Origin of the sequence: Methylorubrum rhodesianum, assembly GCF_014199985.1 — a bacterium.
Lineage (GTDB): Bacteria > Pseudomonadota > Alphaproteobacteria > Rhizobiales > Beijerinckiaceae > Methylobacterium > Methylobacterium rhodesianum.
In genome coordinates this window covers 15,992-31,740 of the sequence record NZ_JACHOS010000029.1, presented here as the reverse complement: position 1 = coordinate 31,740, position 15,749 = coordinate 15,992, and the positions used below count along the sequence as shown (strand labels likewise).

The window sequence follows — 15,749 nt, the reverse complement described above, 5'->3', positions numbered from 1 at the left end:
CGGCGGGCCTGCGCATCTGGTGCGGGGCCACCGTCGAGGCCTCCGACCTGGCCGCCCTCACGCCCTGGCTCGACTGGGCCTTCGCCCAGGAGAAGCGAGATCTCCAGGGCTGAGCCTCTTCCACCCAACGCCCGCTGCGCCGGCATCGCCACGGTCTGAACCTGCCGCGGTCGGACGTCTCGTGAGGCATTCGGCCGGGCCGAGGGCCCGCCCGCCCGACCCGCAAGCCGGCAGCTTCGCGATAATGCAGCAAAAGGAAATCCGAGAATGCAGGGCATGAACATCTTCGACCAGGCCTTGATGCGCCTGGACGATGCCGCGAAGCACCTCGACCTCGATGCGGATGTGCTGGAGAAGCTCAAGTATCCCCGAGAGACCACGAAGGTCCGGCTGATGATCCGCATGGATGACGGATCCCGCAAATCGTTCATGGCTTGGCGCTGCCGCTACGACGACACCCGCGGGCCAACCAAGGGGGGCATCCGCTTTCATCCCGAGGCGACCGCCGAGGAGGTCGAAACTCTCGCCTTCTGGATGACCTTCAAGTGCGCCGTGATGGATCTCCCCTATGGCGGCGGCAAGGGCGCCGTCCGGGTCGATCCCCGGACGCTCTCGAAGACCGAGCTGGAGCGGCTTTCCCGCGCCTATATCCAAGCTTTCGCCAAGGTCATCGGGCCGAACCGCGACATTCCCGCACCCGATGTTTACACGAATTCCATGGTCATGGGTTGGATGGCGGACGAATACGCCTCGATCCAGGGCGAGCCGGCTCCGGCCGTCATCACCGGCAAGCCGATGGCACTTGGCGGATCGCTCGGGCGCGACGATGCGACGGCGCGCGGCGGGTACTATCTCGTCCGGCATCTCACGCGCCGGCTCGGCCTGCCGACCCAGGCACGCGTCGCGGTGCAGGGCTTCGGCAATGCCGGACAGCATATCGCCCGCCTCCTTGCCGAGGACGGACATCGGATCGTCGCGATCTCCGATTCGCGCGGAGCCGTCCATTGCCCGGACGGCATCGACCCCCGCAGCGCCATCCGCGCGAAGCGAGAGGGAAGCGTGACGGCATTGGCCGGTTCCGCGGGCATCTCGGCTCTGGCGAGCGAGGACCTCGTTGCCGTGGACTGCGACCTGCTCGTTCCGGCCGCTCTGGAGGATATGATCCACGAGGGCAACGCATCCCGGATCAAGGCGAGCGCCGTCCTCGAACTGGCCAATGGACCGCTGACGCCGGAGGCGGATGCAATCCTTGAGCGTCGCGGCATCACCGTCCTACCGGATATTCTGGCGAATGCGGGTGGTGTCACCGTCTCGTACTTCGAATGGGTTCAGAATAGGCAGGGCTACTACTGGCCGATCGACGACGTGCACGCGCGCCTGCAGACGGCGATGGAGCGCGAGGGCGACGCCATCTGGCGCCTGGCTCGGGAGCGCGGCCTGACCCTCCGAAGAGCGGCCTATGTCCACGCACTTGCCCGTCTCGCGAGTGCGATCGAGGCGCACGGGACGCAACAGTTCTTCACAAGCTGAGGCGTCCGATATGCCCAGTCCTCAGCCTGGCTCGCAAAAGCGAGCCAGGGGCACGGTCGCGGTCCACTCGGGCCCTCCTCTCGTCAGCCTGCCGCGCGTTCTCTCCAAGTTTGGCTTCTGCTCGCGACGCCTGGCGCAAGCCATGATCGAGAGCGGCCGTGTCCGCGTCGATGGGCGAGTGGTTCGTCATGCCGGCCTGCGGATCGATCCCAAGCGTGCCGCCATCTGCGTCGATGGGCGCCCGGTCGTGTCCGCGGCGAAGGTGTACGTGTTGCTGAACAAGCCGCGCGGCTTGCTCACGACATACGACGATCCCCTGGGCCGCAGAACGGTTTACGACTGCCTCAATGGGCACGACCTGCCGTTCCTCGGACCTGTCGGACGTCTGGATTGTGCGAGCGAGGGTTTGCTGCTCATGACGAACGACACGCGCTGGGCTCATCACCTTCTCGATCCAGCCTCGAATGTCGAGAAGGTCTACCATGTGCAGATCGACGGCCGTCCGGACGACGCTCTCCTCTCCAATCTGCGGGATGGCTTGATCGACGACGGGGAAAGGCTTGCGGCCCGATCGGTGACGGTTCTGCGTCTGGGCGAGCGCAACGCCTGGCTCGAAGTTGTCCTGACGGAAGGTCGCAACCGTCAGATCCGGCGCATGATGGCGCTCAGCGGCGTCAACGTGCTTCGTCTCGTCCGCGTCGCGGTGGGTTCACTCCGGCTCGGCGATGTCGCGAAGGGCAAGTTCCGCCACCTCACGGCCGCCGAGAGGGCGGCTCTGGCGGCAGGCCCGAGCGCCGACGGCGGGCTTCGAGCGTCAGCCGCTGGAAGGGCCGCCGGACCAGCGGGAACGGGCTCAGCGAAAGTTGGCCGGCCCACCGAAGAGCGGCAAATTCTTCGGTCCTAGCAGGAAGAAGACTGTTCACCGCGGATGTCGGCGGTGAGCGACGATCGACAAGGAGGGCAGATGCGTTGACCCAGTTCGTGACTCGCCTCGGCACCGGCTTCGACGTCCATGCCTTCAGTGAAGGCGACCTGGATCGCGGCGCGATCCCAGCCGAAGGTTTTCTGAATTTCAGGGACGAACAGGGTCCAGGCGTACTGGATGTTGGCCGCAGCCACCATGCAGACGACACCAAGGACAATTTGAAGCCATCGATTAGCGGTAGGTTTAGTCTGGACAGTCACGGCTTCGCGTGTTGGCATCAGGAGTCCCACATAGACAATGCAGGCAGCCGTATTCAGTGACGATACGGTCAATGCGCCTCAATCTTCGCATGGCGCCGAATATTATACCATACACGGCCGCCCACACTTTGGATTTACATCCCGTCACACCCATGTGCATTCCAAAAAAAGCTAGCGACTTTGCAAATTTTTCTTGGATACGGCATATGTGGACAGAGTGCAGTTGCAGAAAAAATACACAACGCATATCGAAATATATATCAATACAACAAATTAATATATAATCAATCTCGCACTCCATTCCGCAGACTTACAGTATTTTCCGGAAACTTACTTGGTTTGACTCCTATCTGATGCCCTTGCTATGATCAATAGTGCGTTTCGGACGCCGATCGGCGCGCCGAGTGTCTGATCCAAAACGAAGAAGGTGGGTTCCTTTCAGATGCTGATCACAAGCAGTCCCTGCAAAGCCTGCTAGCGGTTCCAACAAGGTAGCTGGACGAGCTGTTTGCTAGGCTCATCAGCAAAACGATGCCGTCCCGCCGCATCTGCGGATGGATTAGATCACGCGCAGACCGTCTCTTGCCCCATTGTCCCCGCGCTCAGCTCCAACCTCGTTGCTTGGCGATCGAGCTCAGCAAGAACTGCTTGAAGCTGCGTGTCTGACGCGAGCTTCTTCAGCAGGGCCAAGCGTCGGCCGTGCTCGCGCAGCATCTGTGCAGGGCAGGCTCCGCTGCGGTGGGCGCGACGTGTGAGGATCTCAACGAATTCCTGCGCCACAGCTGTCGGGGTCACATTCAACACCTGCACCTCAGCCTCCTTGAGCAACACTCGTAATCTCGGCTTGACGCGAGTGACCACTCAAGCACGGGTATTCCCCCCAAGCTCCCGGCCTAATGGGGCGCTGAATTGACCGCGCAGAGCTAATGATCGTGTGATCTTCAAAAGGATGCTTGAACCAGCAATCACCGTCCCCGATCTGTCGCGCAGAAGGGTTGGATGCGGCATCACGGGCACGCGAGTACCATCAGGCTGTTCGAGAATTGCTTGACGACCGTAAACGGTACAACTCTGCTGGAAAGCGACTGCCAATGGCCACTGTTCACGTGGCAGCAGCTTGCCGTCGGTATCGTAGATGCGCCAGGAGCCGCACCAGCGCTCCTCACCGAGGACAGGGTGACGACCCCACAGCTCGGCGGCGGCATCGTTATAGTAGGTCAGCCAACCCTCGACATCGGTGGTGTACAAGGGAGCGGATATCTTCTGGAGCAGCTCAGCACGTGTAGGCTCGTAATTCCAGCCGCGGTCGGGCGGCGAGAGATCGCACTCGTCGACAAACATTTGGTGCCCCCGCCCGCGAGTTCTTCATCTCGCTAGGTTTCAGCCCTCATCTCATATCAAGGTACAATTTACAAGATTACGCCCGGCGCATCTTGCATAACAAACAAATATCAAGCGCTGAGCGTCAGGATCTATGCGATCAAATCTGGCACATGACGATTGCGCACAATGAGTCAATCCTGGCATAACGCATGCGAAAATGGCAAACTGGTTCGCCGAGATCTGAAGCCTTACGACCGAATCGCAACGATGATATGAGTCGTCGCTTTTTTCAGCTTGGCTGTCGGAAGGCGCGCATCGTTCGCGGGGGCGCGGATGGTTGGAGAACGCTCGAACACTTGGCCACCAGGGTCCAGCGAGATGGCGGGGCGTATTCGCGCCTTCGACTGGTCCGTGACGTCACTCGGGCCGATTGTAGGTTGGACATCGCGGCTGAAATTTGCCGTCGAGATGACCCTGGCCAACCCGCTGGTGACCTACGTGGTCTGCGGCTCTGGGCGGATCCTGATCTACAACGACGCGACTGCGGCTATGCTCGGGTCGATGCATCCCCACGCGCTGGGGCAATCTGCATCAACTTTCTTCACAGCAGCGCGCGCAGTCATGGAGCCGCTCTACGACCGGGCCTTCACGGGTGAGGCAATAAGGATCGACGCTCAGCCGGTTGAGTTGAACGGGAAGGAGCGACCGCGCGCCTTCGATCTCGTCCTGACACCGATCGGCGAGGAAGGTGGCCGTGTTACCTGCGTTCAGGTCACGGGCTTTGACGTCAGCGGCTGGCTCGCCGCAGAGCAGGAGCGGGATCGCACGGTTGAAGGCCTTCGCGCGAGCGAGGCACGCCTACGGCTTGCGCTAGATGCCTCGCGCATGGGGGTGTGGACGTATGACCCTGCCACCAATAGCTTCGGTGTGGACGCGCGCGCAGCCGAGATCACCGGGGTCGCGCCGGGAGAGGCACTGCCGGCATCCTCGATCTGGCTGGCCGCGCATTCAGAGGACCGCAGCCTGTTGCAGGCACGGCTCGCGGACATGCTCAACCCACAGGGCGACCACTGGAACGAGGCCGTTGCGCGTTTCGTCCACCCCGACGGCACAGAGCGGTGGACGCAGGCACGGGCACATTCTGTGCTCGCCGGAGAAGGTCCGCAGCGCGCGGCCGTGCGCGTCCTAGGAACGATCCTCGACATCACCGAAAGCAAGAAGGCGGAGGCTGCTCTGCGCCAGAGCGAGCAGCGCTTTCGCGCATTCGTCACGGCAAGCTCGGACGCCATCTACCGCATGAGCGCGGATTGGTCTGAACTGCAGCGCCTCGACGACCGCGGGATCTTGGCCGATAGGCCGGTCCAGACTGGGGCCTGGATGGATCGCTATCTCCGTCCCGAGGACCAACCAACAGTGCGAGCTGTGATCGCGCAGGCGGCATCAGCGAAGACCGCGGTGGAATTGGAGCACCGCGTCCACCGCGCCGACGGCACGCTCGGCTGGGTGTATTCGCGCGCCGTTCCGATCATGGATGAGTGCGGCGAAGTGAGGGAGTGGCTCGGCACGGCGAGCGATGTCACGGCGCGCAAGCTCATTGAGGAGGCCCTGCGCGAGAGTGAAAAGCGCTTTCGCGCGGTTGCCAATCTCGGTCCCAACTTCCTCTGGAGCAGCGATCCGCAAGGCCGCGCCACATGGTTTAGCGAGCGCTGGTACACCTACACCGGGCAATCGGAGGTCGAGGCGCTCGGCTACGGCTGGCATGAGGCCATTCATCACGAAGATCGCGAGCCCACCATGGCGCGCTTCTTCACGGTCGTGGAGCACGGAAAAGACTTCAGCCACGAGTACCGCATACGCCGGCAGGATGGCTCCTACCGCTGGTTCCTCGTGCGGGCTGGACCGATCCACGACGAGGGCGGGCAGATCGCTCAGTGCTACGGAGCGGTTACCGACATCGACGACCTGCGCAAGCTTCAGGAGCGACAGGCGGTGATGGTCGATGAACTGCAACACCGGACGCGTAACTTGCTGACCGTGGTCCGCTCAATCGCGCAGCAGACGATGGCGCAGACCGGTCCGACCGAGCGCTTTCTCGCGCAGTTCAACGACCGCCTCGCCGCGCTCTCGCGCGTCCAAAGCTTGCTCTCGCGCTCGGATCAGACGCCGGTGACCATCCGGACGCTGATCCAGGCAGAATTCGCGGCACTCGGACCCGCTGTGATGCAAGGCCGGGTCGCCCTGGAAGGTCCGACCGTGTCCCTGCGCAAGGGGGACGTGCAGACGCTTGCGCTTGCCATTCATGAACTGGCCACCAACGCGCGCAAGTACGGAGCGCTCTCCAATGACCAGGGCGAGCTCTGGGTCGGCTGGGACAGCTACACTGACGAAACCGGAAAGCCGCGGGTCTCGCTGGTCTGGCTTGAGGAAGGCATCGGACCTGCGCCGGAGAGGCGTACCGGCTATGGCCGAAAACTCATTGAGCAAGCGCTACCCTACGCTCTGAGAGCTCGAACCAGCTACGAGTTGCGCGATGCAGAGCTACGCTGCACGATCGACCTGCCTCTGAAGTAAGCCCGACGCACGCGTTCGTTCGATTTCCATCAATGGCAGCGTCAGGATGCGAGCAACTGGTTCCACCGGCCGGCTCGGAGACAGCGGGTACGAACGTGCTGTGATCCGGAGCGCGGTTTGGACGCTGATCGACGCGCCAAGCGGCTGACATAACACATAGGAGCCAGATGGTAGCTCCCCGGCAGGTCTAACGTCTCCTTGAGGGATCGGTTGGCGCATGCCGGTCGACGCTGGTTCGCGGAACGCTCCATCGGCCGATGGGGTTCTTCTGGCCATCAAACAGGAGCATCAGCATGCGACTTGTCGGACACGCAGCGACCCTTGCCATCGTCACGCTCATGGGAGCCGGGCCTGCGGAGGCGAAAGGCTGCATCAAGGGCGCGATCATCGGCGGCTTGGCGGGCCACTACCTGGCCGAACGCGGCGTCGTCGGTGCCGTAGCGGGCTGCCTCGGCGGCCGCTACCTAGCCAACCGTCAAGCCCGGCGCCAGCGCGAGATCGACTATGGTTCCCGAGTGCAGCCGCGCGGCGCCCGGTACGGTTCCCCGCAAGCCTATCCGCAGCGCTCCTACAGCTACTGAATGAGTGTTCGAAAACGCCGAGCGGGGCGGCTGTTGGAGCATACCCCGCTCACCCTGATAGCACACGACAGCGCAGTATCATGGACCTCGACGCGATCCGGCAGTGGGTGCTCGCCTTTATCGAAGCCCATAAGGCCTGGACGCCGCTGATCGCTGGGGTACTTGCCTTCTGCGAGTCGGTTGCCTTCCTGTCTTTCCTGGTGCCCGCCACCGTGATCCTGCTCGCACTCGGGCCTATGATCGCGGCCGCCGACGTCTCATTCTGGCCGGTGGTGTTGTGCGCCGCCGTCGGGGCCGCACTCGGCGACTGGCTCTCCTACGAATTCGGCCACTACTTCAAGGATGACGCCAAGCGGATGTGGCCGATGCGGCGCTACCCAGCGGCCGTGGCACGTGCGGAGGCATTCTGCCGGCGATGGGGTGCGGGCGCGGTGGCACTGGGGCGCTTCTTCGGGCCGATCCGGGCCGTCATTCCGTTGGTGGCGGGCGTCTTCGGCGTACGCCGCCTGCCGTTCCAAGTCGCGAATGTTGCCTCGGCGCTTGCCTGGGCGTTCATCTTAATAGCGCCAGGTGCCGGGCTGATGACGTGGTGGCGGGGCTGAAGGCGGGTGAAGGCTCACACGGCCCCTTTGAAACACCAATGTGCAGGCGTGCGGCGAAGAAGTCGGTAGGGCCACGATCCTTGTTGAAGCCCAGTTCTCGACGTGCTGGTAGTTGAAGGTGACCGTCAGCTCCTTGGTTAAGCTGATCGCGGAGAACGCTTCGAGGACACTCTCGGCGCTTAGCAGGTCAGCTGCCCATCGCCGATCAGCAGGCGTTAGGCTCCCAGCGGCGAAGAAGGCCCGATGAGCTTGGCTGATCCCGTCAACCGCGGCGCCGACGCCGACCGCGCCGTTTGGGCGTTCCCGGCCGTCCCCTGGCAAGAAGCCGCCCGAAAACGAGCGGCCGATGTCGGTGAACGACTGGCTGTCAAAATACCCGTCGTCGACCCCATGGGCTGCAAAAAGCCAGAACCACCATCATCAAGCTCGCGTTCTGAGCGCATCCCTATGCGAGAGGTGGCCGAATGAGCGAGCGGATGAACACTGCAAGCAACTTAGAAGCAAATGGTCCATCATTCCCGCATGCTTCGTTTGATTTTTCTGTATCAGTCGCGGCAGTCATCGGGCTTATGACCGCTCGCGGCTCAATGGCCTAGAACGATTGAGAAATGTATTTAGACCAAGCGCGGCCACGTTCTCGATCACCTGCTCAGTCCGGCTAACCCCCAGCAGGATTAAGGCGACGCCCGGTCGGCCAACGACCCAGGCCAAAGCCACGCGTGCCGGCGTCTGGCCGGCTTCCGCGGCGACGCGTTTTCGCGGGTCAACACCAAGAGGGCTGAAGGCAGGCCGACCGCTATTGCAGGCACCGGGAAGGGGCAACCACGCGACCTCTGACGGGTCACACTCTAGAGCAACAAATAAATGAAATGAACGAGGATCGGGTGCCTTCGCGGATCATTTTAAATTGATCAAGACAGTATTACTTTTTCTGAAAATAATCGATTTTTGTACTTATGAATGAGTGTCAGTCTAGATTTGACATTTGCTTTTCGGCATATGCGGATAGCGTAGTTTTTGACCGTACCCTTTGACATCGATAGAAGGCGTGAGATGTCAGACGACGAGCGTCCTCCGACGATCAGATTGAATATGTCGCGCTCACGCCGCGTCAGGCGACGGATCAACTCTGTTCTCTCCCATGTCGAGGCGCGCTCCTGCGGATCGTCCGGACAGGGTGTCAGCGTAAGCATCCGCCCAGAGGGGGCAAGCGGGAAGTATTTGTCGAAACGCTCGATGTTGACGATGAAATCGTCGAGCATGATTGGGCCGTTCTGTTCGTTCTGAACGGCAACGGCGAGGAGGGACGGGTCCCTCTCGGCCGCGTCCCGCCAAGATCGTGAGGAGAAGAGTTCGACGCCGCACCGATCCTGCACCAAGGTCGGTTGCGGATTAAGCTGCGCGGCCTCCGAGATAAAGCCGCCCTGGCTGGTGGCGTCGAAGATCCGGCCGATATGGGCGCGTTCCAAGCCGTCGATGATGGGAAACGCTGCCTCGGCCCGCTCGATTTCGATTTTGCTGAAATCGCCGCGTTCCCTCTCCAGAAAAAGGCCGATGGATGAGTTTCCGATCGTCGGCAGAAACAAACCCAGTTCATCGCTTACATTGGCAACCGACTTGAAGACGAAGTTGTAGTTTCCGGCATCGATGGTATCAGCCGTACTCTTGAATTGCGACAACGAGCGTACACCGACCTCCTGGTACCGTCGCCAATGAGCGGCGAAGGGGTCAACGTCGGAACACAATCTATTGTAATGATCGCGCAGGGATTGTGGTACGCCCGACGTATACATGATTTCAGGAGGAGCTGTGTCTGAGAACCGGATGATCCAGCGGGCGCTGTGATGGATCAGGCATCCGAGTAGGTCGATGAGATTTTCATGGAAATTCATTTCACCGAGCGCGCGGGAGATGTTGCCGACACGCTGAAACCATTCCTGGCTGCCGAAATCCGTAAGCTTGGGCCTATTTGTTTGCATCATGAGTCTTTCGCGAAAGCGATGAATTTCGACACCAGTTCGCCTTCCGATGCGACACCTGATTTCCGATAAAGGCGAAGCTTGATGTTTCGGATCGAGCCGCCACCTACTCCGAGCGTGCTCGAGATCTCGGGGTTCTTCATTCCCTTCAGCACGAGGCGGAGTACGTCGCGTTCGCGGCGTGTGAAGACGGTAAGTGGGACCGCAACCTCGTTAGACACGTGCGAGGTCGGTGCGGCCGTGACTTTCTCGAGCACTAGCATCGCTCCGTTCGGAGCGAGCGGAAAATCCGAATTGAGGCGCTTGGTCCGCAGGATCCATTCCTCCGAAATTTGTTCGACTCCGCCACTGACGGCGAGTGCTGCGGAAAGTTGCTTCAGCTTCGGAAAGCGATGCGTCGCTTGGCTCCAATTGCCGTTGGAGTAGACGTGGTGTCCTGCATGATCGAAGAGGGCTCTCGGAGATTGGATTGCAGGTGCACCGGCCGAGAAATCCGATTTCCGCGTTTCGTTGAAGAGCAGGCCGAGATGGGATTGGCAGCACCCTTCGATCGCCGGATAGACGGTTTCGAGATTGCGAACCTCGTCTTCGGTGAAAAAGCCGTGCTTCCTTTCCAGGAAGATCGCGAAGCAGCTATGGGCCGTGATCGGTAGAATGATGCCTAACTCGTCGTCCATCCCGGCCGCCGCCAAGAATACATCGCTGTATCTCTTGTATGCAGCATCGTTCGATCGCAGCTGATCGAGCGTGAAGATGCCCGACTGCCTTTCGCTTCGCCATCGCGCCGAGAAAGGGTCGATCGGCGCGCAAATCTTGGAATACACGCGCCGCGTCTGTGCTGAGACCCCGCGCGTGAACACAACGTCTGGATTTGTTTCACCGGCATATCGGATGATCCAGAAAGCATCGCTCGCGACCGTCATGTCGAGAAGGCCGATGAGTTCTTCGTGAAAAAAAGGCGAGCCGATGGATTGAAGAACCTTGCCGATATGCAGGTTCCATGCGGGCGTTCTGAAAATGCTCGAAGCGTTCGCAGAGCGGGGCCGTGCCATTACTTCCGAGCCATCGATCCTGGGTCCTTTCGGACAAGTGCAGCCGCTGCGCCGCGACGAATGGCAGGTGCTGAGCAAACCGTTGGTGCCAAATTGCACCATTGCACTCCTGTGCAGCCGCGGCAATTGTGACCCGGAAGAAAAGTTCTTGATCGCAGGGCGTGCAAAGCTACTGGTGCGTTCTGACAGGAGAGCCTAGGCAAAGGCATGCTGCATGTCGCACTAATACTGATTTTGTCTCCATAATTTCAGTATTGTATCGGACATCGACAATCTCCTCCGGTGCGCTGAACCCGGTCCAGAATTTGTAGATCGCACGTTCAATCCCGCGCGGCTTCGTCGCGCGAGGCCGCGCGGGCTCTCCCTTAAGTGCGGCATCGAAAGGCCGGTGACGTCCGCTTTAAGAATCGATAGGGAGCATCGACACAAATATATAGCTCTCGTGCCGTGTACGAATTCTTGCCATTGAGAGTGTTTGGTGTTGAATTTATTTGGCGTGTCAATATTTGCCGAAATATTCATTCCGACGCCGAACAACGGCGTGCATCGCTTGGGAGGGTAAGTCGTGACGATCGCAACGGCCGAGTTGTCGCCCGTTCCCGCCGAGGAAGGGCACCTGCAGAGAAGCATATCCTGGACGGGCGCGTTCTGGGTCGCGAGCGGCGTGCCGCCCCTCGTTCTATTCTCGATCGGTGGCATCGCCGGAGCGACCGGCACGCCTGCCTTCGCGATCTGGACGGCGTCGATGCTGATGGGCTTCCTGCAGTCCTTCGTCTACGCGGAGATGGCTGGGCTCTTCCCCAACAAGTCCGGCGGATCGTCGGTCTACGGCGCAGCCGCCTGGATGCGCTACGCCCGGCCAATCTCGCCGCTGCTGGTGTGGTGCAACTGGATCGCCTGGACGCCCGTCCTGTCGCTGGGCTGCACGATCGCCGCCGCCTACATCCTCAATGCCCTGGTGCCCGACCCGAACGCCGCGATCCGGACATGGACGCTAGCCGCCGGCTCCATCGGTCCCGTGTCCTTCTCGCTGAACGCAGCCTTCTTCATCGGGGTCGCGCTCATGCTTTCGGCCTTCGCCGTGCAAGTTCGCGGCATCAGCGGCACCGCCCAAGTCCAGCGCATCATCGGTCTCGCTGTCATCATCCCGCTGCTCGTCATCGGCGTCGCTCCGCTGCTGCAGCACGGGGTGAATTGGGCCAACTTCACACCCTTCGTGCCGCTCGCCGAGGCCAACAAGCCGGCGCCCGGCGATTGGAATGCCACCGGCTGGACCCTCGTCCTCGGCGGGATGTTCCTCGCTGCGTGGTCAACCTATGCCTTCGAGACCTCGATCTGCTACACCAGCGAGTTCAAGAACCCCAAGACCGATACCTTCAAGGCGATCTTCTATTCGGGCCTGCTCTGCCTGACGATCTTCCTGCTGGTCCCGTTCACCTTCCAGAGCGAGCTCGGCCTCACGGGCATGCTGGATCCGTCGATCGTGGACGGTTCGGGCGTCGCGGCCGCCTTGGCCCGCATGGTCGGCGGCGGGCCGGTCGTGGCGAGCGCGCTCGTCATGCTCATGATCTTCGCGCTCCTGCTCTGCCTGATGACGGCCATGGCCGGCGCCTCGCGTACGCTCTACCAGGGCTCACTCGACGGTTGGTTGCCGAAGTATCTCGGCCGGGCGAACCGGCACGGAGCGCCGATCGCCGCGATGTGGACCGGGCTCGCCGTCAATCTCGGCCTGCTGGCTATCGCCTGCGCCGATTCGGCCTCGTTCTTTTTCATCCTCGCGGTGTCGAACGCCGGCTACATCATCTTCAACTTCCTTAACCTGAATTCGGGCTGGATCCACCGTATCGACAACGGGCATCTTGAGCGGCCCTACCGGGCGCCCACGCTCCTCGTCGCGATCGGCACCTTGTTCGGCTTCACCAACGCGGTGTTCCTCGGGGCGGGCGCGAAGGTGTGGCACCCCTGGGCGCTGTGGGCCGGCATCGTCACGGCCGGTGCGATCATCCCGGTCTTCCTGTTCCGCCACTACGTTCAGGACCGCGGCCAGTTTCCGCCGCAGATGCTGCACGACCTCGGCGTCACCCGGACCGAGGCGCTGTTGAGCGGGCGCAAGGCCGGCCCTCTTCCCTACCTCACCCTGGCGGCGGGCGTGGTCACTGTCCTCCTCGCTAACTTTCTCTTTCAGCTCTGACGAAATCGACCCGGGCGTTGCCGCGCACCGTCCGGGGTCCGTCGAAGACTTGGAGATGCCCGTGATCGAGATCAGCCAGTTCGACAGCCGGCCGACCTGCGGCCGCCTCGCCCTCGATCCAAGGGCTAGGACCCACCTCGTCGCCGCCGAGGACGAGGGCGTGGGCGCCATCCTCGATATTTTCACAGGGGCGAGCGACGCGCGCTCGCGGGCCATCCTGCTCTACGCGGAGACCGGCGACCGTGGCGCGCCGCGTTCGGATTCACTCGTCGGCCTCGGCTGGGCGGCGTTTCATCCGGCCGCCAGCCGGAGCGCCCTGCTCGCCGACCTCGACGGCGTGCTCGACGCTGCGACCATGGGCACACGCCTCTACGCGGCCGGATCCGAGAGCTTCGTCGGCGCGGTGATCGCGCGGGCCGCGGGCTTCGGCGTGGTGCCGCAATCCGTCATTGCCGAGAAGCGCGGCTCCCTCGCCCGCCGCGTTCAGTGCGTGCACTGCAAGCACGTCGCCGAGGCGGTGACCGTCTCCCCCTACCGCTGCCCGGGCTGCGGACAGAGCCTTCTCGTGCGCGATCACTTCTCGCGCCGGCTCTCGGCCTTCCAGGGCGTGCGCATCGACGCCGAGATGCCCGGCGACATTCCCCCCGCACAGGAGCTGACGCGATGAGCGGCGTCGAAATTCCGGTTCGCGTCACCGAGATCGAGCAGGCGACGCCGACGATCCGGCGTTTCCGGCTGGCGCGCACGGATGGCGGGACGCTGCCGCCCTTCGCCGCCGGAAGCCACGTCGTCGTGCTGATGCCGGCGGACGGCCGGACCATCCGCAACGCCTACTCGCTGGTCGACCGCGCCGAGGATGGTTCGAGCTACCGGATCGGCGTGCTGCGCACACAGGAGTCCCGCGGCGGCTCGCGCTTCATGCACGAGAACGTCGTCGTCGGCAGCGAGCTCAGGATCACGATGCCGGTGAACCTGTTCCCCCTGTTTCTGCCCGGGCGCCGGCATCTACTGGTGGCGGGCGGCATCGGAATCACGCCGATCTACGCCATGGCGGAGGCGCTGCGGCGCACCGGCGCCGACTACCAGATCCACTACGCCGTGCGCGGTGAGGCGCACGGTGCGTTCATCACCGAACTGCGCGAGCGCCACGGCGACCGGTTGCGGCTCTATCGCAACGACCGCCAGGAGATCCTGGCCATGAGCGATATCCTGCCGAACCAGCCGCTCGGCACGCATCTCTACGTCTGCGGCCCTGCGGGGATGATCGAGGCAGTGCTCGAAGAGGGGCGCGCGGCCGGCTGGCCGGCGGAGAACCTCCATTCCGAGCGCTTCCAGGCGCCGCCATCCGGCAATCCGTTCTCGGTGCGGCTAGCGCGGGCCGGGATCACCTGCGAGGTGCGTTGCGACCAGAGTCTGCTCGAGGCGCTGGAAGCGGCTGGCGTGGATGCGCCCTTCCTGTGCCGCGGCGGCGCCTGCGGCCAGTGCGCAGTCGATGTCTGCGAAGCCGACGGCGAGCTGATCCACAACGACCATTACCTGACGCCGGCTGAGCGCGCCGCCGGCAAGAAGATCATGCTCTGCGTCTCCCGCCTCGCCGGGCGTGAACTGGTTCTCGATCTGTAGAGCCCCGAACCCGCCGGGACGCGACACCGCCCGGCGCCGCACCGTCTCACGAAACGACAGGGGAAACGCCGATGACCCTTCACTTCAAGAAGGAATCGTTCCGCGACGATTTCACGTTCTCGAACTCGCGCGAAGCGATCCGCCGCTTCCCGTTCCCGTTCGAGAAGGACGAGTACATGTACTCGGTCAACATCGAGCAGCACATGCCGGGGCCGGCGAAATCACCGTTCGAATTCCCGATTGACATCGATGAGCACTACGTCGCCGAGATGCACGACCGGGCGCTCGTCCTGAAGGAAGATCCGGGTCGTTGCCAGTCGCTGCCCCACATGATCACCGCCGAGTGGGACCTCGTCGAACTCCTCATGGAATCGATGGCCAAGCACTATCCCGAACATTTCCAGCTGACACGCGACGGCGACGCCTGGCACTGGATCAATCGGCCGCTTGGGATTGACCAGCGTTTCACCTTCGGCGACACGGCAACCCTTCCCCATCCGCCGATGGAATACATCACCCGCCAGTGCCAGGGCGATTTCGCGCTGCTCGACCAGCGGCTCGGCAATCTCTGGATGGATTCCGGCATGATCACCGGTCAGGCCGACTGGTCGCTCGATTTCGACATCGGGATGAACTTCATGGAATGGCACGCACCGGTTCCGCTCGCCAAGGACATGGGCGTGTTCGAGCGCGCCTTGAAGTTCCTGCTCAACCTGCAGCAGGGACGGCCGGTCCGGCGCCTCAACTGGACGATGACCATCAATCCCCGGCTCGATACCTCGCCGGAGAACTACGACAAGTGGGGCCGCGACCGGACGACGGTGACGCCCGAGAACGTGGGCGACAAGGTCCATCTGCGCGTCGAGCTTCAGGCGATGTGGCGCCTGCCGCGATCGAACGCGATCGTGTTCTCGATCCGGGCCTACATGATCAGCATGAACGAGCTCGTCACGGTGCCGAAATGGGCGCGGCGCTTCCACCGCGTGCTGCGCGACGTGCGGGGCGAGCTCGCCGAGTACAAGGGCCTGTCGCGCTACCGCGACACGACGGTGGCGTGGCTGGCGCGCTACGACGACGGCGCGCCGACCTCGCCTGGCTTCGCGCCCGACTGA

The 15,749-nt window shown here is 62.5% G+C and carries 15 protein-coding genes and 1 pseudogene; 9 read left to right on the top strand and 7 right to left on the bottom strand.

Features of this window, described 5'->3' with window-relative positions:
* Window positions 1-267: 267 nt before the first annotated feature.
* Together HNR01_RS26535 and HNR01_RS26530 are read left to right on the top strand one after the other, a co-directional pair.
* Window positions 268-1,530 carry a Glu/Leu/Phe/Val family dehydrogenase gene (locus HNR01_RS26535; protein ID WP_017487459.1) on the top strand — a complete coding sequence of 421 codons (1,263 nt, stop codon included), beginning with the start codon at window positions 268-270 and terminating at the stop codon, window positions 1,528-1,530.
* Between the two features lie 10 nt (window positions 1,531-1,540).
* The gene (locus tag HNR01_RS26530; RefSeq protein ID WP_183670923.1) at window positions 1,541-2,434 is read left to right on the top strand and encodes a pseudouridine synthase; all 894 of its coding nucleotides are present in this window, start codon (window positions 1,541-1,543) and stop codon (window positions 2,432-2,434) included.
* A gap of 116 nt (window positions 2,435-2,550) precedes the next feature.
* On the opposite strand, the pseudogene HNR01_RS26525 reads toward HNR01_RS26530, so the two are convergent.
* From HNR01_RS26525 to HNR01_RS26515, 3 genes and pseudogenes are all read right to left on the bottom strand, one after another.
* Window positions 2,551-2,733 (bottom strand): annotated as a pseudogene (locus HNR01_RS26525) (oxalate/formate MFS antiporter); the annotation flags it as partial.
* Window positions 2,734-3,279: 546 nt separating this feature from the next.
* Window positions 3,280-3,546 carry a hypothetical protein gene (locus HNR01_RS26520; RefSeq protein WP_183670921.1) on the bottom strand — a complete coding sequence of 89 codons (267 nt, stop codon included), beginning with the start codon at window positions 3,544-3,546 and terminating at the stop codon, window positions 3,280-3,282.
* Window positions 3,547-3,576: 30 nt separating this feature from the next.
* Window positions 3,577-4,056, bottom strand: coding sequence for a hypothetical protein (locus tag HNR01_RS26515; protein WP_183670919.1), 480 nt, complete (start codon window positions 4,054-4,056; stop codon window positions 3,577-3,579).
* A gap of 360 nt (window positions 4,057-4,416) precedes the next feature.
* On the opposite strand from HNR01_RS26515, the gene HNR01_RS26510 reads away from it, so the two are divergent.
* The 3 genes from HNR01_RS26510 to HNR01_RS26500 all read left to right on the top strand — a co-directional run bounded on the left by HNR01_RS26510 (window position 4,417) and on the right by HNR01_RS26500 (window position 7,792).
* Window positions 4,417-6,609, top strand: a complete 2,193-nt coding sequence (locus HNR01_RS26510; protein ID WP_183670917.1) for a PAS domain-containing sensor histidine kinase — start codon at window positions 4,417-4,419, stop codon at window positions 6,607-6,609.
* Between the two features lie 293 nt (window positions 6,610-6,902).
* Entirely contained in the window at window positions 6,903-7,190 is a 288-nt protein-coding gene (locus HNR01_RS26505) for a hypothetical protein (RefSeq protein WP_183670915.1), read from the top strand.
* Window positions 7,191-7,270: 80 nt separating this feature from the next.
* On the top strand, window positions 7,271-7,792 hold the full coding sequence (locus tag HNR01_RS26500; RefSeq protein WP_183670913.1) for a DedA family protein: 522 nt from the start codon (window positions 7,271-7,273) through the stop codon (window positions 7,790-7,792).
* On the opposite strand, the gene HNR01_RS28220 is transcribed toward HNR01_RS26500, so the two are convergent.
* The 4 genes from HNR01_RS28220 to HNR01_RS26480 all read right to left on the bottom strand — a co-directional run bounded on the left by HNR01_RS28220 (window position 7,748) and on the right by HNR01_RS26480 (window position 10,925).
* Window positions 7,748-8,113 (bottom strand): carbohydrate porin, encoded by a 366-nt coding sequence (locus HNR01_RS28220; RefSeq protein ID WP_183670911.1) that lies wholly within the window; start codon window positions 8,111-8,113, stop codon window positions 7,748-7,750. The genes HNR01_RS26500 and HNR01_RS28220 overlap by 45 nt on opposite strands.
* Before the next feature lie 246 nt (window positions 8,114-8,359).
* Complete coding sequence (locus tag HNR01_RS27975; protein WP_183670909.1) at window positions 8,360-8,614, bottom strand: aldo/keto reductase; 255 nt, start codon at window positions 8,612-8,614, stop codon at window positions 8,360-8,362.
* Window positions 8,615-8,703: 89 nt separating this feature from the next.
* Window positions 8,704-9,774, bottom strand: a complete 1,071-nt coding sequence (locus HNR01_RS26485; RefSeq protein WP_183670907.1) for a LuxR C-terminal-related transcriptional regulator — start codon at window positions 9,772-9,774, stop codon at window positions 8,704-8,706.
* On the bottom strand, window positions 9,771-10,925 hold the full coding sequence (locus tag HNR01_RS26480; RefSeq protein ID WP_183670905.1) for a helix-turn-helix domain-containing protein: 1,155 nt from the start codon (window positions 10,923-10,925) through the stop codon (window positions 9,771-9,773). The genes HNR01_RS26485 and HNR01_RS26480 overlap by 4 nt, the downstream gene beginning before the upstream one ends.
* A gap of 463 nt (window positions 10,926-11,388) precedes the next feature.
* Between HNR01_RS26480 and HNR01_RS26475 the strand changes: the two genes are divergently transcribed.
* The 4 genes from HNR01_RS26475 (at window position 11,389) to HNR01_RS26460 (ending at window position 15,749) form a co-directional block, all read left to right on the top strand.
* Window positions 11,389-13,014, top strand: coding sequence for a trimethylamine N-oxide permease (locus HNR01_RS26475; protein WP_183670902.1), 1,626 nt, complete (start codon window positions 11,389-11,391; stop codon window positions 13,012-13,014).
* A 61-nt stretch (window positions 13,015-13,075) separates the two neighbouring features.
* The gene (locus HNR01_RS26470; protein WP_246417681.1) at window positions 13,076-13,681 is read left to right on the top strand and encodes a dimethylamine monooxygenase subunit DmmA family protein; all 606 of its coding nucleotides are present in this window, start codon (window positions 13,076-13,078) and stop codon (window positions 13,679-13,681) included.
* Complete coding sequence (locus HNR01_RS26465; RefSeq protein ID WP_183670898.1) at window positions 13,678-14,637, top strand: PDR/VanB family oxidoreductase; 960 nt, start codon at window positions 13,678-13,680, stop codon at window positions 14,635-14,637. Before HNR01_RS26470 ends, HNR01_RS26465 begins: the two co-directional genes overlap by 4 nt.
* A 71-nt stretch (window positions 14,638-14,708) precedes the next feature.
* Window positions 14,709-15,749: a heme-dependent oxidative N-demethylase family protein gene (locus tag HNR01_RS26460; protein WP_183670896.1), complete on the top strand. Its 1,041-nt coding sequence runs from the start codon at window positions 14,709-14,711 to the stop codon at window positions 15,747-15,749.

Coding starts and splice junctions, on each gene's coding strand:
- HNR01_RS26500 (WP_183670913.1), top strand. CDS start 7,271: ATGGACCTCGACGCGATCCGGCAGTGGGTGCTCGCCTTTATCGAAGCC.
- HNR01_RS26510 (WP_183670917.1), top strand. CDS start 4,417: ATGGCGGGGCGTATTCGCGCCTTCGACTGGTCCGTGACGTCACTCGGG.
- HNR01_RS26485 (WP_183670907.1), bottom strand. CDS start 9,774: ATGATGCAAACAAATAGGCCCAAGCTTACGGATTTCGGCAGCCAGGAA.
- HNR01_RS26460 (WP_183670896.1), top strand. CDS start 14,709: ATGACCCTTCACTTCAAGAAGGAATCGTTCCGCGACGATTTCACGTTC.
- HNR01_RS26535 (WP_017487459.1), top strand. CDS start 268: ATGCAGGGCATGAACATCTTCGACCAGGCCTTGATGCGCCTGGACGAT.
- HNR01_RS26465 (WP_183670898.1), top strand. CDS start 13,678: ATGAGCGGCGTCGAAATTCCGGTTCGCGTCACCGAGATCGAGCAGGCG.
- HNR01_RS26505 (WP_183670915.1), top strand. CDS start 6,903: ATGCGACTTGTCGGACACGCAGCGACCCTTGCCATCGTCACGCTCATG.
- HNR01_RS26480 (WP_183670905.1), bottom strand. CDS start 10,925: ATGGTGCAATTTGGCACCAACGGTTTGCTCAGCACCTGCCATTCGTCG.
- HNR01_RS26530 (WP_183670923.1), top strand. CDS start 1,541: ATGCCCAGTCCTCAGCCTGGCTCGCAAAAGCGAGCCAGGGGCACGGTC.
- HNR01_RS26515 (WP_183670919.1), bottom strand. CDS start 4,056: ATGTTTGTCGACGAGTGCGATCTCTCGCCGCCCGACCGCGGCTGGAAT.